The organism is Massilia sp. Root418 (assembly GCF_001425265.1).
GTDB lineage: Bacteria > Pseudomonadota > Gammaproteobacteria > Burkholderiales > Burkholderiaceae_D > Rugamonas.
This window is the reverse complement of the sequence record NZ_LMEC01000001.1, coordinates 173,471-198,817: the sequence shown is the minus strand read 5'-3', so window position 1 is coordinate 198,817 and position 25,347 is coordinate 173,471. Positions and strand designations below refer to the sequence as shown.

Sequence of the window (25,347 nt, the reverse complement as noted above, 5' to 3'; positions counted from 1 at the left end):
GATTCATGAGAAACGGCAGCCTCGGCTGCCGTTTTTTTTTGCGCCGCGTGGCGGCGGGTTACGCGCGCCGCGCCCGGCGCGCCCCGCTAACCCGCCCTACGCCCTTCGCTCCCGTAGGGCGGGTTAGCGGAACGCGTAACCCGCCTATGCCTGCGCTGGATGCAACGCCAGCCATTCGGCCAGGCGTGCGCCGGCGCCGGGCGGCAGGTGCAGGCCGAGCTTGGAGCGCCGCCACAGGATGTCGTCGGCGGTCACCGCCCACTCGTAGCGGCGCAGGTAATCCACCTCCGCCGCGTACAGCCCCGGCTCCAGCTGCGCGCCCATATCCTCCAGCTTCACCCGTCCCGCCAGCAAGGTGTGGATACGCGTGCCGTAGGCCCGCGCGTAGCGCGCCACCAGCTCGCGCGGCAGCCAGCGGTACTGCTGCAGCAGCTCGTCGCGCCATTCGCCGTAGCGCAGCACGGCGCAGTTCTGCGGCGTGTCGCCGTACAGGTCGCCCCCCGGCAGGCAGGCTTTCGCCGTCCACGCCGGATGGCGGTTGCCGAGCGCCTTGCACAGCAGGTCCACCGCCTCCTCCGCCAGCTTGCGGTAGGTGGTGATCTTGCCACCGAAAATACTGAGCAGCGGCGCGCCGCCGTCGCCGTTGCTGTCCAGCTCCAGCCGGTAGTCGCGGGTGACGGCCTTGGCGTCCTGCGCCTCGTCTTCCACCAGCGGGCGCACGCCGGAATAGGTCCACACCACGTCCTCAGGCCGCACCGGCGCCGTGAAGTACTGGCTCACCAGTTCGCACAGATAGGACACTTCTTCCGCATCGATGGCCACCTGGTTCGGGTCGCCCTTGTAATCGAGGTCGGTGGTGCCGATCAGCGTATAGTCCTGCTCGTAGGGGATGGCGAACACGATGCGGCCATCGCGGTTCTGGAAGATGTAGGCGTAGTCGTGCTCGAAAATGCGCTTGACGACAATGTGGCTGCCCTTGATCAGCCGCAGGTGCTGGCTGCGCCGCTGCGGCAGCGCCTGGCCCAGCAGGCTCGCGGTCCACGGACCGGCCGCGTTGACCACGCTGCGCGCGCGCACCACGCTTTGCTTGCCGTCCGCGCCGAGCAGCGTGGCGTACCAGCGGTCGCCCTCGCGCCGCAGGGCGGTGCAGGCGGTGCGGGTCTTGACGGCGGCGCCGTGCATGCAGGCGTCCATTGCGTTCAGCACCACCAGGCGAGCGTCGTCCACCCAGCCGTCGGAGTACACGAAGCCGCGCGAGAACTCCGGCTTGAGCGGACGTCCTGCCACGTGGCAGCCCAGGCGCACGCCGCTGGAGCCGGGCAGCAGCTCGCGCTTGGCGAGAAAATCATACAGGAACAGGCCGGCGCGTATCAGCAGCGCGGGCCGCTGTCCCGGCGCATGCGGCATCACGAAACGCAGCGGGCGCATGATGTGCGGTGCGGCGCGCAGCAGCACTTCGCGTTCGATCAGCGCCTTGCGCACCAGCGAGAATTCATAGTATTCAAGGTAGCGCAGGCCGCCGTGTATCAGCTTGGTGGAGGCGGACGAGGTGTGCGAGGCCAGGTCGTCCTTCTCGCACAGCACCACGCACAGGCCGCGTCCCGCAGCGTCGCGCGCTATCCCGGCGCCGTTGATGCCGCCGCCGACCACCAGCAAATCGCATTCGATATCGTATCCCGCTGCCGTCATTCCCAGTCATCCGATGTGTTGCCGTGGGATAAAGATACGCCATTTATGAAGAATCTGGCAACCCTTGTTACACCGATTCGTCTGTACCGTAGGAGCAGGCCGTCAGCGCGCGCTGCATTTCCGCCATCTCATCGGCCAGCCAGGCCCGGAAGCGCTCGATCTTCGGCATGCGTTCCTTGTTGATGTTGACCAGGAAGCGGTAGCCCGAGTGGTAGGGGATGGAGCGCCCGGCGATCATGTGCAGGTCGCCCTTGCGCAGGTCCTCGTACACGATGCTGAACGCAGCCAGCGCCACGCCCTGCCCGGCCACCGCCGCCTGCGCCAGCACGCCCCAGTGGCTGTAGCCGCGCGAGACGTTGTAGCCGCCGCGCGGCAGGCCGTTGGCCGCCACGTAGCGGTTCCAGTGCACATTGCTGCCCTCGTCCAGCAGCGGCAGGGTGCGCAGGTCGGCCAGCCTGAAGTCGCTGCGGCCGGGCGGCAGGATGTCCGGGCTGTACACCGCCACCAGGCGCTCGTCGAACAGGATGGTCGGGTCGCCGGCCTCGTAGGCGCCGTAGCGGATGGCCACGTCCACGCTGTCGTCCTGCAGGCTCACATAGCGGTCGTTCGCATCGAGCCGGATGTCCAGGTCCGGGTGCAGCCGCGTGAAGTGGGTCAGGCGCGGCGCCAGCCATTTCAGCGCGAACGAGTGCGTGCTGGAGATGCGCAGCACGCACTCCTCGCCGCTCTTCTGGAGCGCCGCGGCCTTGGTGCGCAGTTCGCCCAGCACGCGCGCCACGGTGGCGGAAAAATCCCGCCCCTTTTCCGTCAGCGCCACGTGGCGCGGATGGCGCAGGAACAGCGCGAAACCCAGCTCCTCTTCCAGGTTCTTGATCTGCTGGCTGACGGCTGCCGGCGTCTTGTGCAGCTCCTCGGCAGCCAGCTTGAAGCTGCCCAGGCGGGCGGCGGTTTCCAGGTCGATCAGCCCCGACAGGCTGCGCAGGGGCTTGGCCATGCATACTCCATGAATTAGTTTAACTTGTTCTCAGACAGGCAATTTTCTCGTTTGATCGCCGATCGTCGCGGCGCGACAATGATTCCACACTTACGGGAGATTGTCATGCACAAGAATATCTTGGTGATCGGCGGTACGCGCTATGTCGGTAAATTGCTGGTCCAGAAGCTGCTGGACGCAGGCCACCGCGTGACCCTGGCGAACCGCGGCCGCACTGCGGACAGCTTCGGCGCACGCGTCCAGCGCATCCGCGTCGACCGCCGGGACCACGCCGCCATGCGCGCCGCCTTCGCCGGCAGCCAGGGCTACGATATCGTGTATGACCAGGTGTGCTACACGCCACTGGACGCGGCGGTGGCCTGCGAAGTCTTCGCCGGCAAGGCAGGCCGCTACGTGATGACGTCCACCATCGAGGTATACCGCAATCTGCTGGGCCGCCAGGCGGATGCCTTCAGCGAACTGGATCTGGATTTGCGCACCGTGCGCATCGACAAGGACTGCCCGTGGAACGACCCGCTGGTGGCGGACGAAAACTACGCCGAGGGCAAGCGGCAGGCCGAAGCGCTGCTGTACCGCGACGGCAGGCTGCCGCTGGTGACGGTGCGGCTGGGCCACGTGCTGGGCGGCGATGACTTCACCGGCCGCCTGGCGTATTACGTGGCATTGGCGCAGTCGGGCCAGGCGCTGCTGTACACCAGCGCGGCGGCGGCCACTTCCTTCATCAGTGCGGACGCGGCCAGCGACTTCCTGCTCTGGACCGGCATGCAGGACTTCGTCGGCCCGGTGAACGCGGCCGACAGCGGCGCCTTGTCCGCGCTGGAGCTGCACCGCCGCGTGGGCGCGGTGCTGGGGGAGAAAGTGCGCGCACTGCCGCTCACCACGCAGGCCGGGCTGAGTCCATTCGACTATCCCTTCCCCTACGTGATGGACACCGACCGCGCCGCCTGCCTGGGCTACCGCCTGGGCACCACGGCGGACTGGCTGGACCTGGCCATCCACCAGCTGCAGCCGGAACTGGTGTGCGGCGTGCCGGGCAGCCCGGCGGCGCTGGGGGGCACGGCGGGAGCCGCAGGCACGGCCGGCGTGCGGCTGTCGCCGTCGGCCAGGCCGCAGGATGCCTGCATGGCATGAGCAATGACTGATCGGCGTTTGATCAGCGTTTGAAGACGACGCCCTCCTTCATCACGAACTGCACCTGCTGCAGCAGCGTGATGTCCTTCAGCGGGTCGCCGCTGACAGCCACGATGTCGGCGGCGTAGCCCGGCTCCACGGAGCCGAGGCGGCTGCCCTGGTTCAGCAGCTCGGCCGCGTTCAGCGTGGCCGAGCGTATCGCTTCCAGTGCCGGCATGCCCGCCTCCACCATGTAGGCGAATTCTTTGGCGTTCTCGCCGTGCGGGAACACACCCGCGTCGGTGCCGAACGCAATCTTCACGCCGGCCTTGTAGGCCCTGCCGAAGGTGGACTGGATCAGCGGGCCGATGGCCGCCGCCTTGGGGCGCACCATGGGCGAAAAGAATTCCGGATCCTTCGCCTTCTCGGCCACGTAGCGCCCCGCGCTGATGGTCGGCACATAGAACGCGCCGTGCTTCTTGAACAGCGCCATGGCTTCGTCGTCCATATACGTGCCGTGCTCGATCGAGTCCAGCCCGGCGCGCAGCGCGCGCTTGATGCCCTCCACACCGTGCGCGTGCACCGCCACGCGGAAGCCGTAGTCCCTGGCGGTGGCCGCGATGGCCTTCAGCTCCTCGTCGGTGAACTGCGAGTTCTGGCCGCTGGCGGCCTGGCTCAGCACCCCGCCGGTGGCCGTGATCTTGATCAGGTCCGCGCCTTCCTTGTAGCGCGCCCGCACCGCTTCGCGCGCCTGGTCCGGGCCGTTGATTACGCCGTCATACGGCGTCGGGTGCCCTACCGCCTTGCCCAGCTCGCGCGACAGGCCGTTGGTGCCGTCCGCATGGCCGCCGGTGGTGGCGATGGCGGTGCCCGAGGTGTACATGCGCGGTCCGATGATGGCGCCGGTGGCGATGGCACGCTTGAGCGACACGTTCAGACCGTCGCCCGCGCCCAGGTCGCGCACCGTGGTGAAGCCGGCCTTCAGCGTACGCTCGGCGTAGGCCACGGAGCGGTAGGCATCGTCCGCCACGTCCTGGCTTAATTTGATGCGCAGGGTCTCCACTTCCTTGTGCGACTCGCCCGTCAGGTGCACGTGCATGTCGATCAGGCCGGGCAGGCAGGACTGGCCGCTCAAGTCGATATCGCCCTTGGCAGCGCCGGTGGGCGCCACCGATTTGATCACGCCGTTGTCCACCACCACGCTCACGCGCTCGCGCCAGACGCCGGCCTTCACGTCCAGCAAACGGCCGCAATCCACGGTTTGCGTGGCGGCGGCGGCAGCGGCGCCGTTCAGTAACAGCAGCAGACCCAGGGCAGACTTGGCAGGCATGGCGGCATTCCCTCGAAGTTTAACAAGCGGCAAGAGTAGCATAAGTACAATCCAGTGCACACGGGGCGGCTTGTCTGTTGGACTATAATTGCCCGCATCCGCAGACCCTGCGCCACCATGAGTATCTGTTTTGACTGCTAATTCTCCTGCCTTGCCGAAGTGGCTGAATCGCCGTAACGCCATCCGCGCCGTGACCATAGGCGGCATCAGCGCCGCCGTGGGCGCCGCCCTGCTGGCGGGCTACATGCTGGTGGTGGTCGCGCCCAACCTGCCGCCGCTGGACGCCATCACCGACTACCGCCCCAAGATCCCGCTGCGCATCTACACGGCGGACAACGCGCTGATCGGCGAATTCGGCGAAGAACACCGGGACTTCGTCGCCATCAAGGATGTGCCGGAGCTGATGAAGAAAGCCATCCTCGCCATCGAGGACAAGCGCTTCTACAACCACGGCGGCATCGACTGGATACGCGCGCTGGGCGCGGTCAAGTCCAACCTGCGCGGCAGCTTCCGCCAGGGCGGCTCCACCATCACCATGCAGGTGGCGCGCAACTTCTACCTCACGCGCGACAAGACGCCAGCCCGCAAGATGACGGAGGTGATGCTCGCCTATAAGATCGAAGCAGCGCTCAGCAAGGACCAGATCCTGGAGCTGTACCTGAACCAGATCTACCTGGGCCAGCGCTCCTACGGCTTCGCCAGCGCCGCGCAGGCCTACTTCAGCAAGCCGCTGAAGGAGCTGTCGATTGCGGAAATGGCCATGCTGGCCGGCTTGCCGCAAAATCCCGCGCGCCACAACCCGGTGACCAATCCCAAGCGCGCGCGCCTGCGCCAGCACCTGGTGCTGAAGAGCATGCGCGACCTGGACTACATCACCGAAGCCCAGTACCAGCAGGCGTTGAAGGAGAATCTGCACGTCAGCACCAAGGGCCAGGAATTCGACGTGCACGCCGAATACGTGGCCGAACTGGCGCGGCAGGCGGTGTTCGAGCAGTACAAGGAGGAATCGTACTCGCGCGGCATCAGCGTCTACACCACCATCCTGAAAGCGGACCAGGAAACGGCCTATGAATCGGTGCGCCGCAATGTGCTGAACTACGACCAGCGCCACGGCTACCGCGGCCCGGAAGCCTTCATCGACCTGCCGTCCGATGCGGAAGAGCGCGAGGACGCCATCGATGAAGCGCTGCAGAAGCGCCGCAGCAGCGACCGGCTGATTCCCGCCGTGGTGCTGTCGGCATCGCCAAAGAGCGTCAGCGTGGAAACCATCGACGGCGAAGAAATCGAGATCACCGGCGAAGGCCTGAAACTGGCCGCGCCCGGGCTGGCGGAGAGCGCCAAGTCCGGCCTCAAGCTGCGCCCCGGCGCCATCATCCGCGTCTCCCAGGGCGACAAGAAGCGCTGGTCCATCACCCAGGTGCCGCAGGTGGCGGCGGCGTTCGTGTCGATGGATTCCGCCACCGGCGCCTACCACGCCATGGTGGGCGGCTTCGACTTCAACCTGCACCAGTTCAACCACGTCACGCAGGCATGGCGCCAGCCCGGCTCCTCGATCAAGCCCTTCGTGTATTCGGCCGCGCTGGAAAAGGGCTATTACCCCGGCACCCTGATCAACGACGTGAAGCTGTCCGAAACCGGCGGCGACAGCGGCGGCTGGGATCCGCAGAACGACGACAACGTCTACGATGGCCCGATCTCCATGCACGTGTCCCTGGCCAAATCGAAGAACGTGACTTCGGTGCGCCTGCTGCGCGCGGTAGGCGTGCCGTACGCGCACGGCTTCCTGGAGAAATTCGGCTTCACCCCGGCCAGGCATCCGCAGAATCTCACCATGACCCTGGGCACCGGCGCGGTTACGCCGCAGCAGCTGGCGGGCGCCTACTCGGTGTTCGCCAACGGCGGGTACCAGGTGCAGCCCTACCTGATCGCCCGCATCGTGGACGGCAACGGCAAGGTGCTTTCCGAGACCAAGCCGCAGCCAGCGGCGCAGGAAGGCAACCGGGTGCTCGACCCGCGCAACGTCTTTATCACCGACTCCATGCTGCGCGAGGTGGTACGCAGCGGCACCGGCGCGCAGGCCGGCGCACGCCTGGGCCGCGCCGATTTGGCCGGCAAGACCGGCACCACCAGCGACGCGGTGGACGGCTGGTTCGCCGGCTACGGCGGCGGCGTGGTCGGCGTGGCCTGGATGGGCTACGACGATCCGAAATCGCTGGGCGGGCGCGAATTCGGCGCCACCCTCGCGATGCCGATCTGGATCGACTACATGCGCGTGGCGCTGCAGAAGGCGCCGCCACGTGAACGTCCGGTGCCGGAAGGCGTGGTGCAGGCCGAAGACGGTTCCTGGATGTACGCCGAATACGCCAGCGATCCCCGGGTCCGCACCATCGACCTGGACACACCGCCGGCCGCGCCGCCCTCGGAGCCGGGCGCCACCAACGTCCAGCCCACGCTGCAGCAGGGCCAGTAGGGCCAGTAGGGCCAGTGGGTCAGCCGGGCCGGCAGCGCTGATAACGCAGCCGCTGGCGCAAAATACAACATTGCGCCAGTCCCGCAAGCCAAGCGCATGGCCTGGCGAGCCACGCGGCGCGCGCGCGCCGCTCCGATGCTACATTTTGAACCGGGCCCAGGCCCGGTTTTACATTTCCGGCCACATAAAACAACGCATCGGAGACACAATGAAAAAACGCATCTGGCAATCGCTCGCCCTGTTCCTGGTTACCCTCATGGCCCTGCCCGCCCCCTCCTGGGCGCAAGGCTACACCCAGACCAAATACCCCATCGTGCTGGTGCACGGCCTGTTCGGCTTCGACAGCCTGGGGCCGGTCGACTACTTCTACGGTATCGCCTCCGGCTTGAGCAGCGGCGGCGCCAAGGTCTACGTCACGTCCGTGTCGGCCGCCAACAGCACCGAGGTGCGCGGCGAGCAGCTGCTGCTGCAGGTGAAGCAGATCCTGGCGGCCACCGGCGCCGCCAAGGTGAACCTGATCGGCCATAGCCACGGGGGCCCCACCTCGCGCTACGTGGCCTCCGTGCGTCCCGACCTGGTGGCCTCGGTCTCCAGCGTGGGCGGCGTGAACAAGGGCTCCAAGGTGGCCGATGTGCTGATCGGCGCCGTGCCCGATGTGACCTACGACCTGGCGAACGCGCTATCCGGCCTGATCAGCCTCCTGTCCGGCAGCCCCACCCTGCCGCAAAGCGCACGCGCCGCCGCCGATTCGCTCAGCACTGCCGGCACGCTGGCCTTCAACGCGCGCCATCCACAGGGCGTGCCCACCACGGCCTGCGGTGAAGGCGCCTACCAGGTGAACGGGGTGCAGTACTTTTCGTGGAGCGGCGCCCAGCCCTGGACCAACGCCTTCGACGCGGCCGATCCCTTCCTGGCCGTCACAGGCCTGGTGTTCAACGGCGCCAAGAACGATGGTCTGGTCAGCAGCTGCTCCAGCCGCCTGGGCCGGGTTATCCGGGACGACTACGCGCTCAACCACCTGGACGAGGTGAACCAGCTGATCGGCATCACCAACCTGTTTGAAACCAACCCGGTGACCCTGTTCCGGCAGCACGCCAACCGGCTGCAAGGCCTGGGCCTGTAAGGAGCCGCCATGAACGCCAAATTGCCACGACTGGGGACCGCAGCAGCGGCGATCGCGGTGGCGCTGGGCGCGCTGCACCTGGCCCTGCCCCCGCGCGAAAATGCGGAGCCGGCACCGCCGCGCCGGCCCGACTATTTTGCGTTCGTGCGCTCCATGGAGGGCACCACGCCGGACGGCGCGGTCAAGGCCGACAGCGCCGAACGGCTGCAGGTGGATGAAGAGCTGGGCTACCTGTTCGATTACTACCTGGCCAGCCTGGGCGAGAAAGACCTGCCTGCGGTACGCAGCGAGATCGAACGGGAACTGGAGCGCCGCCTGCGGCCCGCTCCGGCCGCCGAGGCCAAGCGCCTGCTGGCCAGCTATCTGGCCTACAAGCGCGCGCTGGCCGACGTGGAAAGCCGGCTGCCGAAAAGCGCGGACATGGCGGGCGGCGCGCGCGCCCGCCTGGCCGCCATGCAGCAGCTGCGGCCGCAGTACTTCACGCCCGCGCAGAGCGCGGGCCTGTTCGGCAGCGCCGATGCGCAGGCTGCCGACACCATCGCCCGCCTGGAACTGGCGGCCGACCGCAGCCTGAGCGCGGCCGAGCGCGAGGCGCGCATGGCGGCACTGGACGGCCGCCTGCCGCCTGCCATGCGCGAACAGCGCGCCGCGCCCACGCGGGTGCTGCGGCTGGAGGAATCGGTGCAGCAGCTGCGCGCGCAAGGCGTCGGCGACAATGAGGTCTACCGCCTGCGCGCGGCCGCGCTGTCGCCGGAGGCGGCTTCGCGCCTGGCCGAGGTGGACCGCGAGGAAGCGGACTGGAAGCGCCGCATCGCGCAGTACCAGGCCGCCTCGCGCAAGCCGGGCGCGGAGCCGGCCAGCCAAGCCCTGCGCGATGCCTATTTCACGCCCGAGGAACAGCGCCGCCTGGGCGCCTACGAGTAGCCAAAAAGCCATATTGAGCCAGCTCAACAGTGCTACACTCTTGCCAGTTCATTAGCAAGGCTATCCGGGTGTTTACGCATGGCGATGTCTCGACTCAGCATGACCATTACCGCGCCCATCGTGCTGATTTCGGCGCTCGCCATCGGGCTGACGGTGTTCCTCAATGTGGGCAAGCTTGACCGCACACTGGGCGAGCTGGAACAGTCCCGCCTGCGCTTCACCGTCAACGTGCTGCGCCAGAACCTGGAAACAGGGCTGGACCTGGGGCTGCCGGTGCGCGGCCTTGGCAACGCGCAGGCCGCCATCGACTTCGAGGCGCGGCAAGACCCGGACATTGTCGCCATCGTCATCAAGGACGCGCAGGGCCGCCCCGCCTTCAGCACCGGCCGCCCGGCGGAGCGCAACAGCGTCGCCGTCGGCGCGCCGCTGTCCAACAACCTCGGGGTCACGGTCGGCGCCATCGAACTGCACTACTCGCGGCACGGGCACGAACAATTCGTCGCCGGCTTCGCGCGCCAGCTGCTGCTGGCGGGGCTGGCCGCTGCCGCCCTGTCCACGCTGCTGGCGGTGCTCGGCACGCGGCTATGGGTGCGCCGTATCGGCCGCACGCTGGGCAGCATGGAACATGCGCTGGACGCCAGCGCGCCGCCCGTGGCCCGGCCCGACCGCCACGCTGCGGCCCTGGCCGAACAGGCCGCGCACAGCGCGCACCGCGCCCTGCGCGAACTGGAGCAGGCGCAGCGCGCCATCACCTGCAAGGACGTGGCGGGAGAAAAGCTGTGACCCTGGAGGACCGCCTGTACACGCGGCCGGTGCGGCGCCTGTTCGTGTTCGTGCTGGCGCTGCTGCTAACGGTGCAGCTGGCGCTGTCGCTGTATGCCTGGTCGCTGTCCGAGCGCGCCCTGCTGCCGGAATTCGGCCGCAAGGCGCAGACCACCGGCATGGCGCTGTCGGCGCAGCTGGCGCGGGCCTTGGAGCATGGCATACCGCTGCAACGCCTGGAAGGCGTGGCCGAATACTTTGGCGACGTGCTGAAACAAAACCGGGACCTGGCGTATCTGCGCATTACCGACAACAGCGGCGCAGTGTTGTACGGCAGCGCCCAGGCCGAAGGCGGCGCGCCGGAGCACTTCCTCGACACGGCCCTGCCGCTGCTGCACCAGGGCCGGGCAGTAGGCCAGCTGCACGTCGGCGTTGACCGGAGCTACATCGCCGCGCGCGTGCGCGAGCTGCGCTACGACATCGCCATTGTGCTCATTACCAGCCTGCTGATCGCCTTTGAAATCCTGTGGTTCGTGGTGACGCTGACCTTCACCGCGCCGATGCGCCAGATCCTCGCGCTCATGACCAGCATGGCGGCGGGCGACTTCCGCCAGCGCGCCGCGCCACAGGAAGGCGCCGGCATCGCAGCGCGCCTGCATGCCCTCAGCGAGCGTATCAACCAGGTGTTCGCGGAGCTGGTGCACGGCGCCGCAGCCCTGCGCATAGCGAGCCCGCGCAAAGCGGCGCTCGCAGAACCGCTGCTCCAGCGCCTGCGCCACAGCTACCGCTTCGGCAGTGCGGATGGCGCAGATGCTGCGCAGCAGCCGCGCATCGTGCTGGTGCGCGTGCTCAGTTTTCTGTTCATGTTCGCCGAAATGCTGTCCCGCCCTTTCCTGCCCGTGTATGCCGCGTCGCTGCCGTCCGGCGCCGTGGCCCGCGCGCTGCAAGCCAGCCTGCCGGTGACCTCCTTCCTGCTGGGCGTGGCGCTGGCGATGCCCTTCGCGGGACGCTGGTCGGACCGGCTGGGCAGGCGCAGCAGCTACGTCGCAGGCGCGCTCACGGTCATGGCGGGCCTGGCGCTCACCGGACTGGTGCCGCAGTATTACGCGCTGGTGGCCGCGCGCGCCTTTACCGGCATAGGCTACGCAATTATGTTCATGGCCTGCCAGGGCTATGTGTTCGACAACACCGACAGCAGCAACCGCGGCAAGGGCATGGCGCTGTTTGTCGGCGCCATCATGGTGGCGGAAATTTGCGCCCCGGCCGTGGGCGGCATCCTGGCCGACCGCGTGGGCTACCGGGCGGTGTTCCTGGTGGGCGCCGGCGTCGCCCTTCTGGCGGCCGTCATCGCGACGGCGGTGTTGCGCAAAGGCCCGCCCAGCGGAAGCGTGCCGGCCGCCGCGCAACCCGTGCCGCCGGCCGGCCCAACAGCAGCAGGAACAGGAGCAGCGGCAGCGGCCGTTCCCCGCGAACCGCTGCTGGCGCGGCTGGCGCGTAACAAGCGCTTCCTGGCGCTGTCCATCCTGTCCGGCGTGCCCGCCAAATTCCTGTATTCCGGCTTCCTGATTTTCCTGGTGCCGTTGCTGCTGTCCGGCCTGGGCTTGTCCAAGTCCGAGATCGGCCGCTACACCATGCTGTACGGCCTGAGCTGCCTGGCGCTGGCACCGCTGTTCGCGCACCTGGCGGACCGCTACCACGCCTATGCCCCGCTGGTTGCGGCGGGCGGCCTGCTGACCGGCCTGGGCCTGCTGCCGGCGGGCTGGGGCGCCAGCGGCGAATTGGTCTTGCTGGGCATCGGTGCGCTGGGCGTGGGGCAGTCGATGAGCATTTCTGCCCAGCTGGTGCTGGTGGCGCGGGTCACGCGCGAGGAAGCGCGCGACGCGGGCACCGGTCCCATCGTCGGCCTGTTCCGCTTGCTGGAGCGCCTGGGCGCGGCGGCCGGTCCGATCGCCGCCGGCATGCTGGCGGCCCGCTACGGTGCTGCACAGGCCATGGCCATGCTGGGCGGGTTCGCGCTGGCGGCCTCGCTGCTGTTCGCCGTAGTGTTCGCGGCGGCCGGAACACGGACCGGCGGACCGAATCCGGACGCGCCGAAGGCGGTGGCATGAAGCGGCGCACCATCTGCCGCGCAGCAGCCGCCCTGGCCCTGGGCGGCGCCCTGACAAACGCGCTGGCGGAAAAGTCCGCGCCAGCTGCTGCGGGTCCCGCACGGCCGCCGCGCATCTACATGATCCTGTTCCGCGGCGAGACCGCCGTCGAAAAAGGCTTCCGCGACTACTTCGCCGTCAACGGCATGCCGGTGGAGCTCATCGTGCGCGACGTGGCGCTGGACGTCGGCAAGGTGCCGCAGCTGATTGCCGAAGCGCGCGCACTGAAGGCGGACCTGATCTACACCTGGGGCACGCCGGTAACGCTGGCGGTGGCCGGCAAGGAAGGCGCAGTGGACCCGGCCCGCCACGTGACCGATATCCCGGTGGTGTTCACCATGGTGGCCTCGCCGCAGGGTTCGGGCCTGGTCAAGTCGCTGGCGTCCTCCGGCCGTAACCTCACCGGTGCCTGCCACGTGGTGCCGCCGGCCCAGCAGCTCAGCGCCATCCGCGCCTACCGCCGCTTCGAGCGCCTGGCCATCATCTACAATCCGGCCGAGCCCAACTCTGTACAAAACGTAAAAGACCTGCGCGCCGTGGCGGCCAGCGAGCGCTTCCAGCTGCTGGAGCGCCCGGTACCGCTGGATGCCAAGGGCCAGCCGCTGGCGGCCGCGCTGCCGGCCATGGTGGCCGAACTGGCGCAGCAGCAGGCGCAGTTGCTGTACATCGGCCCGGACAGTTTCCTGGCCGCCAACCGCAAGGCACTCACCGCAGCCGCGCTGGCGGTGCGCCTGCCCGCCTTCTCAGCCACCGAGATCGCCTTGCGCGAGGGCCAAGCCTTGTTCGGCCTGGTGTCCGGCTACGAAAGCGTGGGCCGGCTCACCGCGCATAAAGCGCAGCAGATCCTGCGCCAGCATCTGGCGCCGGCCGCCATCCCGATTGAAACGCTGGCGCGCTTTTCCTACCTCGTCAACATGCCGGTAGCGGCGGAACTCGGCCTGTACCCGCCGCTCAAGGTACTCAACTACGCGGAGCTGTTGAAATGATCGAAGCCTCACCCAGCCACTGCCTGGCGGAACCGGCATTCAGCTGGCGCCTGATGCGCGCGGCCGAAGCGGCGCAGGTGCACCGGTTGCACCGCGAGGTGCTGGCCCACGCGCCGCAGGGTATGGTGCGCCCCGACGAACTAGGCCACTTCGAGCGCCACGCAGCGGCGCAGGGCCGCATCCTGTGCTGCCACGCGGACGGCGAGCTGGTGGCATACGGCGTGCTGGGCATGGACTCGCCCGCGGTGGACCACATGGCACAGCTGCTGGGCGCCGGCGCGGACGGGCGTGCCCGCCTGTGCGTGCTGGATGGCGCGGCCTCACTGCCGGAATGGCGCGGGCGGCGCCTGCATTGCGCCGCCATCGCGGAACGGGTGGCGCTGGGGCGCGAGCTGGGACGCACGCTGGCGGCAGCCACGGTGGCGCCGGAAAACATGCGCAGCCTGCGCGGCCTGCTGCTGGAAGGTTTTAGCGTATGCGGCTACGCCATCGTCTATGGCGGCTTGCCGCGCCTGCTGGTGCAGCGCGATTTGCTGCTGCCAACCCAGGAATGGCGCACCGCGCGCCGCGTGGCGCACGGCGACCATGAGGGCCACCGGCGCGCTCTGGCCGATGGCCTGCAAGGCTTCCACTGCTGGCAGGACCAGCACGAGCAATGGTACGTGGAGTACGGCCTGGCGCCAGGGGCTTAAGGCTCGACGCGTAAGGCTCGGGGCATAAGGCTCAGGGCTTAAGGCTCGGGCTTAACGCTTGGGAGCCAGCGGAATACTCTGCTCGAAGCGGAACAGGTTGCCCGGGTCCACATGGCGCTTGACAGCCGACAGCTGCTCCAGGTTCTTGCCATAATAGGCCTGGGCCCAGTTCTTCAGGTCCCGGTTCGGGAAATTGACGTAGGACTCGGGCTGCAGGTAGCGCTGCATGTCGTTGTAGTAGTCCTTCAGCCAGGCGCGCTGCCTTTGCACCGTCTCCGGGGTGTCGATCGGGCCCCACGACGCCTCCATCTCGAAGATGAAATTGGAATCGCGGTGCACGTAAGCGGTGGCGTCGCTGCGCACCGCCTTCACCTGGCCGCCGATCGCGAACAGGATGCCCATGTTCTCCTGCAGCACCGAGCCGCCCGGCCATTGCGTCATCCAGTTCAGCATATTGTCCAGCGCCGCCTCGCTCAGCTCCTTGTGCACAAAGCTGCAGCGGATGTCGTACAGGCCGTTCGGATCGTCGGTCAGCAGGTAGTCGCGGCCGCGCCAGTAGTCCACCTCGTAGATGTCGGCCGTCTGCGGCACGGCGATCGCGTACAGCGGCGCCAGCATCTCGCGCAATTCCTTTTCGCCGCCCCAGAACTGTCCCAGCGTCTGCACGTACAGCGTGTCGCGCGCAGGCCTCGGACCGGCTGCCGACGGCAGCGCCTTGCTGCGCGTTGAGATCATGGTCGGGTAGGCCAACTGCAGCGCCTGCAGTGCGCGCAGCAGCTCGATCTGCTTGCCCGGCGCCCAGCTCAGATTGAAGGTGGTCACCTTGCCCACCTTGTGCAGCTGGAAGGTGAAGCCGGTATGCACGCCGAAATTGCCGCCGCCGCCGCCGCGCACGGCCCAGAACAGTTCCTTGTGGCTGTTCGCATTGATGCTGCGCGCCTCGCTGCTGGCCAGCACCAGTTCAGTGCCCAGCAGGCTGTCGCAGGTCAGGCCGTCGTGCGTGGCGGCGAAGCCCCAGCCGCCGCCCAGTACCAGGCCGCTGGTGCCCACGGTCGGGCAGCGCCCGGAGGGAATCGCGAAGGGGTAGTTGCGCAGCACGGCTGCCACGTCGTTATTGTTGGCGCCGCCCTGCACCCAGGCAGTCTCGTTCTTCAGGTCCACCGTCACGCTGTTCATGGCCTTCACGTCGATCAGCAAGCCCGGGGTGGTGGAGAAACCGGCGTAGTTATGGCCGCCGGAGCGGATCGCGAACGGCATGCCGCTGTCGCCGGCCCAGCGGATGCAGCGCTGCACATCCTTCTGGTTGGCGCACATGGCAACGGCCTGCGGCAGCACGCCGGCGTAGCGCGCGTTGTTCGGCCAGGCCGCCAGCGCGTAGCCTTCCTGGCCAGGCAGGATCAGGCGGCCATCGAAATCGCGCGCCAGCGCGCGCAGGTTGTGCGGCCCCAGCTTCAACGCAGGCTTGGCCAGTACGGCCGAAGGCGCCAGCGCCAGCGCCGCAGCGCCGGCCGCGCCGGCGGCGCCCACCTGCAAGAAGCGGCGCCGGCCGCTTACCATGTCATCGCGATTACTCGTCATCCTGTTGTGCTCCTTTTGGTTGATGTCCTAATTTTCCCCGCTGCTTTTCCCGCTCGCGCTGGCGCAGCACGTCTATCATCACGTTGAAGGTACGCGCCAGGCGGCCGATCTCATCGGTGCTGGTCACCTTGATGCTGGCGCGGTCGTAGTCGCCGTCCTTGAGCGCATTGGCGGCCTCGGTCAGCCGCACCACGGGGCGCGTGATGGTGCGCGCGAACAGCACCGCCAGGACCAAGAACACCAGGCCCACCGCAGCCACGCTGTACAGCACATTGACGAACAGGCGATGCAGCGGCTCCTCGAAGCGCGCGCGCGACTCGGTCACGCCCACCACCCAGTTGTGGCCTTTCACCGGCGCGTAGCCGGCATGTTCATCCAGCCCGGACAGCGTCGAGTGAAAGCTGATATTGCCGGCGGCCGTGGCGCCGATCAGCACCTTGGCCAGTTCCGGCATGTCCACGCTTTCAATGCGGTGGCGGCGGAAACGCTGGTCCGCGATGATGCGGCCCAGCGTGGCCTTGGGCAGCGGGGCCAGGCTGCGGTACAGCTGGTTCTGGTCCGGATGGTGCACAAGGATGCCGTCGCCGTCTATCATGAAGGGCACGCGCTTACCGCCCGCGCCGGCATCGTCCAGGATGGCCGAGATGGTGCCGCCCTTGATGCGCATGACCACCACGCCGATGACCTTCTTCGCCTCGTCGAACACCGGGTTGGCGTAGTACACGCCGGGCTTGCCGGCGGTGGAGCCGATGATCACGCCGGTCATGAAGGGATGGCCTTTCATCGCCTCCTGGAAGTATTCGCGGAACTTGAAGTTCACGCCGGCCACGCCGGGCTCGCTGGACACCAGCGCCGTGCCTTCGCGGTCCATCAGGAAGATCAGGTGCGCATCCGGGTTGGTCTTGATCAGGTTGGCCAGCTTGGCGCTCACCACTTCCCGCTTCGCCTCGCTGGGCGCGCGCAGGTAGTCGATGAAGGCCGTGTCGGTGGCCAGGTAGCCGGCCTGGTAGCGGCTGTCCAGTATCAGCTGCGAGATGCGGCCTGCGGTGGCTTGCGCCAGGCTCTCCAGGTTGCGCAGCTCGCTGGCCGAGACGGCGGCCACCGAGCCGTTCAGGTTATAGTAGGCGGTGATCGTCATCGGCAGCAGCGCGGCCAGCATCATGGCGATGGTCATCTTCACCACCAGCGGCCACGATGCCGGGCGCCAGATCACCTTGCCCAGCTTGCGCACGCCCTTCTTCAGGCGGCGCTGGCCTTCCTGCTCGCCCACGCGCAGCGCTTCCTGCAGGCCCAGGCTGCCGGCGTGCGAAGCGAACAGGCTTTGCGAGAATTCCTGGATGCCTTGCGGCCGCTGTTTCGGGTCCACCGCCAGCGCCCAGTCCACCGCAGCCAGGAATTCCTCGCTGTAGCGGCCTTGCCCGGCCTGCAGCGCCGGAATGAACTCGGCCACGCCGCTCTGGCGCTCCGGCGCAGGCGCCGGCTTGGCCCCCGCGATCATCCAGTACAGCGTGGCGCCGATGGCATAGATGTCGGTCCACGGTCCCTGCTCGCCGCCCTGGTACTGCTCCAGCGGCGCGTAGCCCGGCGTGACCACGTCCGCCATGGCCTGCATGCCGCCCACGGTCTGGCGCGCTGCGCCGAAGTCCAGCAGCACCCAGCTGCCGTCTTCCTTGCGCACGTAGATGTTGTCCGGCTTGATGTCGCGGTGCAGATAGCCCGCTTCGTGCACCAGCGACAGGCCATCCAGCAGCGGCTGCACCAGCGACAGCAACTGCTGCTCGCCCATGTCCTGGTGCTTTTCCCACCACTGCTTGAGCGGCTGGCCGCGCTCGTATTCCAGCACCATGTAGGCGGTGCGGTGCGCTTCGAAGAAGCGCGCCACGCGCACGATGTTGGAATGCCGGAAGGTCGCCAGCGTGCGCGCCTCGATCAGGAAGCATTCCAGGCCGTTCAGATAGAACTCGTTGTCCTCCGGCCAGCGCGGCGAGACCGAGCGGTCGCTGGCGCGGGTGGCGAAATCGGCGGGCAGGTACTCCTTGATGGCCACGCGCACGTTCAGGTTCACGTCCGTGGCCAGGTAGGTGATGCCGAAGCCGCCCTGGCCCAGCACCGCGTCGATGCGGTACTCGAACAGCTCGAAGCCAGGCGCCAGCGCCAGCGGCGTGGAGATGCCGGGGCCAATGGAGCGGTTCGGCGTGGCGGGCAAGGCAGGCAGCTGCGAGCGCACCGGCTGCGAGCGCGGCTCCGAACGGCCCAGCGTGAGCGTGGCCGGTGCGGTGGGCGTGGTCGGCGCGGTGTGCGCGCTATGCTGTGCAGGCTGGCCTGGCTGCGCGGGCTGCATGGTCTGCGCATGCTGGGCATGCGTGGCGTCGCGGCGCGACGGCTCGCGCGTGCCGTCCGGGCGGTAATGCGGCACCGGGATGGTGGCATCGTCATCGTAGGCGTGATGGGCGCCGTGCGGACGCGGCACGGTGATGTCGGCCTGGCCGTCGCGCGCGGCCAGCTGGTCGCTCGCAGCGCGGGCAGTCATCTCATGCACGTCGCGCATGCGCCGCTCGACTGCGACCACCGCCTCCAGCGCCGCCACGCGGCGCGCCAGGATGGCGGCGCGCGCTTCAGCGGCGGCGTTGCGGCCAGGGTCTGCCGCGCTCACGGTATTGCCGGCTTCCGCCGGCGCATCCCCTGCTCCGTCGCGCTGACCGCGCTGTTCGCTTTCGTCCATGCCTCATCCCGCCATTCATTTTTTATATGCTCGCGCCATAGAGCGCATTGCGCATGCTAGCATGCGCCTGTAGGCTTTGTGGGCTTTGTGGCAAAGCCCCCGCGACAATTTCAAACACAGGAGACATCTTGGGCAACTGGAAGCAATTATCACCGTCGGCGCTGCACCGCCTGGACCTGGGGCTGGCTTATGGCCTGACCGATGTCGGTACAGTGCGCGAGTCCAACCAGGATAATTTCTTCATCGCCCCGGACATCGGCCTGGTGGCCGTGGCCGACGGCATGGGCGGCCACGAGGCGGGCGAAATCGCCAGCGCCGACGCCATCAACCTGCTGCACAGCTTTATCCGCGCCGCGCACGGCAACCAGCAAGCCGCGCCGGGCGAGGCCAGCGACGCCACCATCCCCGCCTTCCATCCAAGCGCCTTCGATCCGGTGCAGGCCGACCCCGATGCCACCTGGACCGACGCCACCATGCGCGCCATGATCACGCTGCACGACGCGGTGGAATTCGCCAACGAGCGCATGTACCAGACCAACATCGCCAACGACCAGGCCGACGGCGCCGGCATGGGTACTACGCTGACCGGCATGTGGCAGGTGGCGCAGGACGGGCCGGTGTTCATCTTCCACATCGGCGACAGCCGCCTGTACTGCTTCCGGCAGGGCCGCCTGACGCAGCTCACGCGCGACCAGACCCTGTACCAGCAGGCGCTGGAAGCGGGCATGCCGGAACCACTCCCGGCACGCAACCTGCTGCTGCAGGCGCTCGGACCGGCGCCGCTGATCAAACCGGACCTGCAAACGCAGGCCGTCTCGCCGGGCGACGTCTATCTGCTGTGCAGCGACGGCATGTACGGCAACTCGCCGCCGGAAGCCATCGCCGCTGTGCTGGCGCGGGTGCGCGACGACAACCTGGGCGAGTGCTGCGCCGAGCTGGTGGCCATGGCAAAACGCGACGGCAGCCGGGACAACATCACCGCCGTCATCGTCCGCTGCAAGGACGCCTGACCACCCAGCAGTATTCGAGGTCCGTAGCGCGGGTTAGCGCCCGCGCGTAACCCGCCGCGGTTCACGCGCCCCAGCCAGTCTGCCCCCACGTCCCGGCCAGCATTCCCGCGAACGCCGCAGGCGCCGGCAAGCCCCTGCACAACAGCAGGCTAGGCTCCACTTCCGCCGAACCATCGGTCCACCAGACGCTCTGGCCGCGCAGCGCCGCTGCCGCCAGCGCCGGCACTTGCGTCCCCACTGCCTCCAGCGACGCCAGCGGCAGCCGGCAGCCCGCGCCGCCCAGCCGCCCGGCCAGTGGCGCATCGCTCAGCGGCGGCATGGCCTGCAGCACCCCGTCGAAAGGATCAAGCTGGAAACGCTCGTCCAGCGACGACAGGGCCAGCGCCTCCAGCTGGTCGAACCAGGGCTTGCCGTTCGCCACCCAGTCCAGCAGGCCGCCGCCGCCCGGCGCGCCGGCCGCCAGCGTAAGGGGGAAATGCCGTCCCACGCGGTCCACGCTGGGCATCAGCACGCCGGCCCAGGCATTGCCATCACATACGCCGGGCGCCAGCGCAAAGCGCCAGATCGGACTGGTGAGGTAGGTCTGCAGCCAGCGCGGCCCGAGCGCCTCGCGGCTGCCTTGCATGGATGCCTGCAGCCACGCATCCCACACGCCCAGCATGGGCGGCGGCAAGCGGCGCGCCACGAAATCGCCGTGGGTGCTCACCTTGCCGAAGAAGCCGGGCGCCAGTTCCGGTTCGTCCATCAGAGCGACTCCAGGCAGCGGAACTGCTCCATGCCATCCCGCTTGAACGGATTGTTCACGCTGTTGGCGGTCAGTTCGTACATGATCTTGCGGCCTTCCAGGTCGAACGTGAGCTTATAGCGTTCGCCTTGCGCGGAAGGCTCCAGCATGCCTTTGTCCAGCATGCGGAACCAGGCCCACGCGCCCTCGGTGCGCAGCTCCACCGTGCCGGCGGGCGCCACGTCGAAGCGGACCGCATTCACACCTTTGCCGCTCGGGAGCTGGAAGCTGGCGGCGCCCTGCGCTGTCTTGGGAGCGAAAGCCAGCTGCTGGCCGTCCACGTCCAGCACCACCCTGGTCAGTGCCGCGTCGGCCGCCAGCGGCTTCAGGTCGAAGCGCACGGAGGCCTGCTTGCCGCCGTTGGCGAAGAACTTGTCGCGGATCTGCGCGGCGCGCTGGAACTGGTTCAGCACCTCCTGCTCCATGCCGAGGTCCATATTGTTCACCACGCGCCAGCGCCAGTGGGCGCCGCTGGTGTCCACGTAATTGGCAAGGTGCTTCTGGAAGAATTCGTCGGCCAGGCCGCCGGGACCGAAGAAGCGGCCGAAGTCGTCCGGCGTGGCTTCCTGCGCCGCCTTGCGCACCACCGGATAGCGGCCGGCAATGGCGGCGCGGCAGAACAGCGCGGGGCCGGTTTTCCACAGCGCGTCCAGCCGGTCCCGCTCGGTGCCCAGCGTAAGGCCGGAACCGGCGGTGTCCACATTGCGCACCAGGGCGCCCAGCGGGGCGGGCAGGCTGTCGGCTTCGCGTTTCAGCTTGGCCAGCGCATCGGCAGGCGGTGCGGGCTGGCCGGCCGCGCGCGCGGCGCTGGCCGCGTCCAGGTAGAGCGCAACGTCCCTGAGCTTGAGCAGCACGCCATCCAGCCCGGAAGGACCCGACGGTGCGCCAGACGGTGCGCCAGACGGTGCGCCCGGCAGTGCGCCGGCGTCCACCATCTTGTGCAGCGGCGCGAAATGGACATCGACCGGATTCACGGGCCGCACGTCGGCCGGCAGCACGTCCTGCGTGCCGTCGCCAAGGGCGGACTCCAGGCGCCGCTTGGCCGCGTCGCTGAGCTGCTTGACGGTGTCGCTGGCCGCATCCACGCCGGACCTGGCGGTCTTCAGCTTATCGAGCCGGGTCTGCCTGGCGGCCGCCTGCAGGAATTTGCGCAGCGGCGACTCCTGGCTGGACACGATGTTGATCACGCGCGCCGCCTGGTCCAGGGTGGTGAAAGGCACCAGCGTCACATCGGCCAGCAGGCCGTCCCACAGGCGGATGTACTCGTCGAAATACATCTGCTGCACGGCCGCCTTCATCTGCGCAGCGCTTTCCACGCTGTCCACCGCCTCGCGCTGGTCCAGCACCCAGCTGTCCTTCACCACGTCGGCGATCGCGCCGTCTATCTGTTCGGTGAACTTCTTGTAGCCGGCCAGCGTGAATGGGCCGGCGATGCCGCGCGTGAGCGGCAGGCCGCTCTGGCGCGCCAGCACCACGGCCGCGTCGCGCCCCGCTGCCGCCGTTACGTCGAATTCCGGCACGCCGGCGCTGGCCAGGCTGCGCTTCAAGCGGGTGTAGACCCGCTCGCCCATCGGCATCCGGGCCAGGCTGAGACGCACTTTCGCTATCAGCGCACGGTCCAGCTGCGGCGGCGCCTCGGCCTGGCTGGATGGCGCCAGCATGGCCGCCACATGCTGCGACAGGTCCTGCCGCTGAAGCTCGTTGGCGTCCTGCAGATTGCGGCTCCAGTCGTAGTCCAGCCAGGCGCGCACCGCTTCCGGGTCCAGGTGCTTGCGCTCGCCCAGCATGATGTAGACGCGCAGCAGTTCATACAGGTATTCGGGATTGTTGGCGGTGCCGCGCCGCAGCTGGGTTTCCATCTGCTCCAGGATGCGCGGCAGCAGCGCCTCGCGCAGCACGCGCTGGTAAGCGCCCTGCGCGCCCTCGCCCAGCTTGCCGCCCTGGTACAGGCCAAGCCCCATCAGGAACGGCACTTCCTGCCCCTGGCTGCGGTAGCCGCCGGGGATGTCGCGCAGCGCGTTCAGCAACGGCAGCGCGGCCACCGGCGACGGGTCTTTCGGCAAGGCGCGCGCCAGCCTGTCGATTTCCGCGGTGCGCGCGGCCACGTCGTTCACATAGCTCTGGTTGCGCACATAGCTGGCCAGCAGGCCCGCCGTCACCAGCACCAGCACGGCGGCGGTCAGCGCGTAGGCCCCCCACTGCAGCCAGCGCCGGTTGCGCTCCAGGCGCAGGTTGGCGCCGGCCAGTTCGCTTTCCCGGAACACCACCTCGCGCAGCAGCCGGGTGATGAAATAGCTGCGGCCGCCGAACGCGTTCGCCGGCAACACTTTGCGGTCCAGGCCGAAGCTGGCGGCCAAGGTCGACATCACGCGGTCGATCGGACTGCCTTCCTGGGTGCCGCTGGTGAAATACACGCCGCGCACCAGCGCCGCCTCTTCATAGGAGGTCGCTTCGAAGACGTCGGTGAGGAAGGACTCCAGCACGTCGCCGATGGCGGCGAATTGCTGCGGGAAGTTGTACATCAGCGCGCGGCGCTGGATATCGCGCTCCTGCTGCATGCGCTCGAACAGGCGCGCCTGCAATTGCGTCTGCAAGGCGTCGAATTCGGCCGGGAAGGCCTTCAGGCCAGCGTCGGCCTGCTCCGCCGAGGCCAGCGGGAAGGTCACGCCCCAGACCTGGGTGCGCTCCTCGCGGCCCAGGTTGTCGAAGAACTCGACGAAGCCGGCCAGCAGGTCGCACTTGGTGACGATGACATACACCGGGAAGCGGATGCCCAGCTCCTCGTGCAGTTCCTTGATGCGCGCGCGGATCGCCAGTGCCTGCACGCGGCGCTGGCCCTCGCCCTGCTGCAGCAGGTCCGCCACGCTGAGCGCGACAATGACGCCGTTGATGGGGCGGCGGCGGCGGTGCCTGCGCAGCAGCTGCAAAAAGCCCTTCCACGCGGCCTGGTCCACCTCGGTATAGCTGTCCTGCGTGGTGTAGCGGCCCGCCGTATCAAGCAGCACCGCTTCGTCGGTGAACCACCAGTCGCAGTTGCGGGTGCCGCCCACGCCGCCGATGGCGCCCTTGCCATGCGTGTCGGACAGGGGGAATTTCAAGCCCGAGTGCACCAGGGCGGTGGTCTTGCCGCTGCCGGGCGCGCCCACGAACATATACCACGGCAGCTGGTACAGGCCAGCGCCGAAAGCGCCGCCGGTCTTCGATTTGCGCAGCACCGCCATGGCGTCCTGCAGGCGCTTGGCCAGCACCGCCATCTCGGCGGCACTCTCCTTCTGGCCCGGCGCCAAGGCCGGCGCGGCGGCCGGGTCGCCCGCCACGCTTTTCATCAGGCGCCGCTCCGCCAGCCGGGCGCGCAGCAGTTTGCCGCCGAAGTAAGCGGCCCAGGCCAGGAACAGCAGCCCGATAAAGAACCAGCGCACCGCGCTGGAGGCGAACGGCTCCTTGCCGTCGAAGGCCAGCAGCGGCGCCTCGAACCAGAAGATCAGCGACAGCAGCAGCACGCCGAAGAATGCCAGCACGGGCGGCTTGATGAGCCAGTTGAAGAAGCGTTTGATCATGGGGTCAACACGATAATCACCACGCGGCGGTTGCGCGCGCGGTTGGCGGCGCTGTCGTTCGGCACCAGTGGCTCGGTCTCGCCGCGCCCTTCCACGCTGTAGCGCGCGGCGGGGCCGGCCTGCTTCGCCAGCAGGTCCACCACGGTGGCGGCGCGTCCCTTCGACAGCGCCCAGTTGGACGGGTAGCGCGCCGAGCCGCCGGGCACGTCGTCCGTATGGCCGACGACGATGACCTTGCCCGGCACCGGCTTGAGCGCCTCGCCGATGCGCTGCAGCAGGCCGTCGTAGGACGGCTGCACCTCGGCGCTGCCGGACTTGAACACCCCGTCGCCGTGCAGCACGATGGTAGAACGGTCCGGCGTTTCCGTCACGCTCACCAGGCCGCGTTCAATTTCAGGCGCCAGGAACCGCGCCACCCGCACCGGCGGATTGGCCATGGGCGGCGCGGGCGGTGCCGGTGCCACCAGGCGGATGCGCTGCAAGGCCGCGTACACAGGGTCCGATCCGCGGTTGAGCAGGAAGCTGAAGCCCAGGTGGATGCACAGCAGGACCAGCCCGGCGACGGCTGCGATCACCCACACGGGGATCAGGCGCAGCAGGCCGGGGCGCTTTTCATTCGAGCCTTTCCAGCGCAGCGACAAGTCCGGCTCGAAGGGGCCGCGTTCCTTCTGGATCAGCTGCTGCAGCCGTTCGCGCAGCAGGTCGAGCTGGACGCGGCCGCCGTCCATCACGCGGTAGCGGCCTTCCAGGCCCAGCGCCAGGCACAGATACATCAGCTCCAGCACGTGCAGGTTGGCGCGCGGCTGCTGGCTGAGCTTTTGCAGGATGAGGAAGAACTTCTCGCCGCCGAAGGCTTCGTTGTGGAAGGCCACCAGCAGGCTGCGGCTGGCCCACACGCCGCTGCCGCCCCATGGGGTGCTGGAGATGGTCTCGTCGAGGAAGGTGCACAGCGAGTAGCGCGCCACGGCAATGGCTTCCTGCGCGCAGCCTGCGGCCTTGGCATCCTGCTCGAACTTCTTGATGGCGGCGACCAGCTGGCTGCGCAGCCCTTCCACACTGGGGTGGGTGGCCATGATGCGCAGCGGGACCACCAGGTCGAGCAAGGCATTGGCGGCGCCCACCAGGGGATTGACGCCGTTCAGGTGCGCGCGCGGACCGGCCGTCAGCGGCGCCAGCGTGGCGTCGTAATTGGTATGGCCGGTGGCGGCGCGCGCAAACGCGGCGGCGCCGGCGGTATCGCCAGCGACGGCCGCGCCAGCCGCGCTGCCCAGGCCCGGGAACGTAGCGCCGGCCACGCCCGCAGCGACACCGGCACCGGCACCGGCACCAGCGGCCGCCTCCGGTGCCGCGCCGTCTGCAGCAGCGCCGCCCAGGCCCGGCACAGGCGCGGGCGCGCCGCGCCGTCCACCGGGCTTGGGGACCAGGATGGTACGGTCCGAGTCGGGCAAATCTTCCAGGCTCATCTTGGC

17 protein-coding genes are annotated in these 25,347 nt (G+C 68.4%); 9 read left to right on the top strand and 8 right to left on the bottom strand.

All coding sequences use genetic code 11. The annotated features are described in order from the left end of the window. Positions 1-144 precede the first annotated feature (144 nt). Positions 145-1,689, bottom strand: coding sequence for a glycerol-3-phosphate dehydrogenase (glpD, locus tag ASC94_RS00770; RefSeq protein WP_056389333.1), 1,545 nt, complete (start codon positions 1,687-1,689; stop codon positions 145-147). Between the two features lie 67 nt (positions 1,690-1,756). Next, positions 1,757-2,683, bottom strand: coding sequence for a LysR substrate-binding domain-containing protein (locus ASC94_RS00765; protein ID WP_056389330.1), 927 nt, complete (start codon positions 2,681-2,683; stop codon positions 1,757-1,759). Between the two features lie 105 nt (positions 2,684-2,788). Between ASC94_RS00765 and ASC94_RS00760 the strand changes: the two genes are divergently transcribed. Beyond that, positions 2,789-3,814: an NAD-dependent epimerase/dehydratase family protein gene (locus ASC94_RS00760; protein WP_082615987.1), complete on the top strand. Its 1,026-nt coding sequence runs from the start codon at positions 2,789-2,791 to the stop codon at positions 3,812-3,814. 22 nt (positions 3,815-3,836) lie between these two features. On the opposite strand, the gene ASC94_RS00755 is transcribed toward ASC94_RS00760, so the two are convergent. Continuing rightward, positions 3,837-5,123, bottom strand: a complete 1,287-nt coding sequence (locus ASC94_RS00755; RefSeq protein WP_056389327.1) for an amidohydrolase family protein — start codon at positions 5,121-5,123, stop codon at positions 3,837-3,839. Positions 5,124-5,253: 130 nt separating this feature from the next. Between ASC94_RS00755 and ASC94_RS00750 the strand changes: the two genes are divergently transcribed. The 7 genes from ASC94_RS00750 (at position 5,254) to ASC94_RS00720 (ending at position 14,227) form a co-directional block, all read left to right on the top strand. Next, entirely contained in the window at positions 5,254-7,593 is a 2,340-nt protein-coding gene (locus ASC94_RS00750; protein WP_056389324.1) for a penicillin-binding protein 1A, read from the top strand. A 208-nt stretch (positions 7,594-7,801) separates the two neighbouring features. After that, positions 7,802-8,716 carry a triacylglycerol lipase gene (locus ASC94_RS00745; protein WP_056389321.1) on the top strand — a complete coding sequence of 305 codons (915 nt, stop codon included), beginning with the start codon at positions 7,802-7,804 and terminating at the stop codon, positions 8,714-8,716. A 9-nt stretch (positions 8,717-8,725) separates the two neighbouring features. After that, a complete protein-coding gene (locus tag ASC94_RS00740; protein ID WP_056389318.1) occupies positions 8,726-9,640 on the top strand; it encodes a lipase secretion chaperone in 915 nt (304 codons plus the stop codon). A 99-nt stretch (positions 9,641-9,739) separates the two neighbouring features. Then, positions 9,740-10,423, top strand: coding sequence for a hypothetical protein (locus tag ASC94_RS00735; RefSeq protein WP_056389315.1), 684 nt, complete (start codon positions 9,740-9,742; stop codon positions 10,421-10,423). Further along, complete coding sequence (locus tag ASC94_RS00730) at positions 10,420-12,510, top strand: MFS transporter (protein ID WP_056389313.1); 2,091 nt, start codon at positions 10,420-10,422, stop codon at positions 12,508-12,510. The genes ASC94_RS00735 and ASC94_RS00730 overlap by 4 nt, the downstream gene beginning before the upstream one ends. Then, on the top strand, positions 12,507-13,535 hold the full coding sequence (locus ASC94_RS00725; protein WP_056389310.1) for an ABC transporter substrate-binding protein: 1,029 nt from the start codon (positions 12,507-12,509) through the stop codon (positions 13,533-13,535). Before ASC94_RS00730 ends, ASC94_RS00725 begins: the two co-directional genes overlap by 4 nt. Further along, positions 13,532-14,227 (top strand): hypothetical protein, encoded by a 696-nt coding sequence (locus ASC94_RS00720; protein WP_056389307.1) that lies wholly within the window; start codon positions 13,532-13,534, stop codon positions 14,225-14,227. Before ASC94_RS00725 ends, ASC94_RS00720 begins: the two co-directional genes overlap by 4 nt. A 51-nt stretch (positions 14,228-14,278) precedes the next feature. Here ASC94_RS00720 and ASC94_RS00715 read toward each other — a convergent pair whose 3' ends face one another. Both ASC94_RS00715 and ASC94_RS00710 read right to left on the bottom strand, forming a co-directional pair. Beyond that, positions 14,279-15,805, bottom strand: a complete 1,527-nt coding sequence (locus tag ASC94_RS00715) for an FAD-binding oxidoreductase (protein ID WP_229417121.1) — start codon at positions 15,803-15,805, stop codon at positions 14,279-14,281. Further along, a complete protein-coding gene (locus ASC94_RS00710; protein WP_056389301.1) occupies positions 15,795-18,527 on the bottom strand; it encodes a cache domain-containing protein in 2,733 nt (910 codons plus the stop codon). The genes ASC94_RS00715 and ASC94_RS00710 overlap by 11 nt, the downstream gene beginning before the upstream one ends. A gap of 128 nt (positions 18,528-18,655) precedes the next feature. Here ASC94_RS00710 and ASC94_RS00705 point away from each other — a divergent pair, with 128 nt between their 5' ends. Next, positions 18,656-19,537: a PP2C family serine/threonine-protein phosphatase gene (locus ASC94_RS00705; RefSeq protein WP_056389298.1), complete on the top strand. Its 882-nt coding sequence runs from the start codon at positions 18,656-18,658 to the stop codon at positions 19,535-19,537. A gap of 61 nt (positions 19,538-19,598) precedes the next feature. Here the strand turns inward: ASC94_RS00705 and tagF are convergent, their stop codons facing one another. From tagF to icmH, 3 genes are read right to left on the bottom strand one after another with little or no spacing between them, the layout of a single operon-like run. Beyond that, a complete protein-coding gene (tagF, locus tag ASC94_RS00700) occupies positions 19,599-20,282 on the bottom strand; it encodes a type VI secretion system-associated protein TagF (RefSeq protein ID WP_056389295.1) in 684 nt (227 codons plus the stop codon). Next, positions 20,282-23,878, bottom strand: coding sequence for a type VI secretion system membrane subunit TssM (tssM, locus tag ASC94_RS00695; RefSeq protein WP_056389292.1), 3,597 nt, complete (start codon positions 23,876-23,878; stop codon positions 20,282-20,284). The genes tagF and tssM overlap by 1 nt, the downstream gene beginning before the upstream one ends. Beyond that, positions 23,875-25,341: a type IVB secretion system protein IcmH/DotU gene (gene icmH, locus ASC94_RS00690; protein ID WP_056389289.1), complete on the bottom strand. Its 1,467-nt coding sequence runs from the start codon at positions 25,339-25,341 to the stop codon at positions 23,875-23,877. The genes tssM and icmH overlap by 4 nt, the downstream gene beginning before the upstream one ends. Positions 25,342-25,347: the final 6 nt, after the last annotated feature.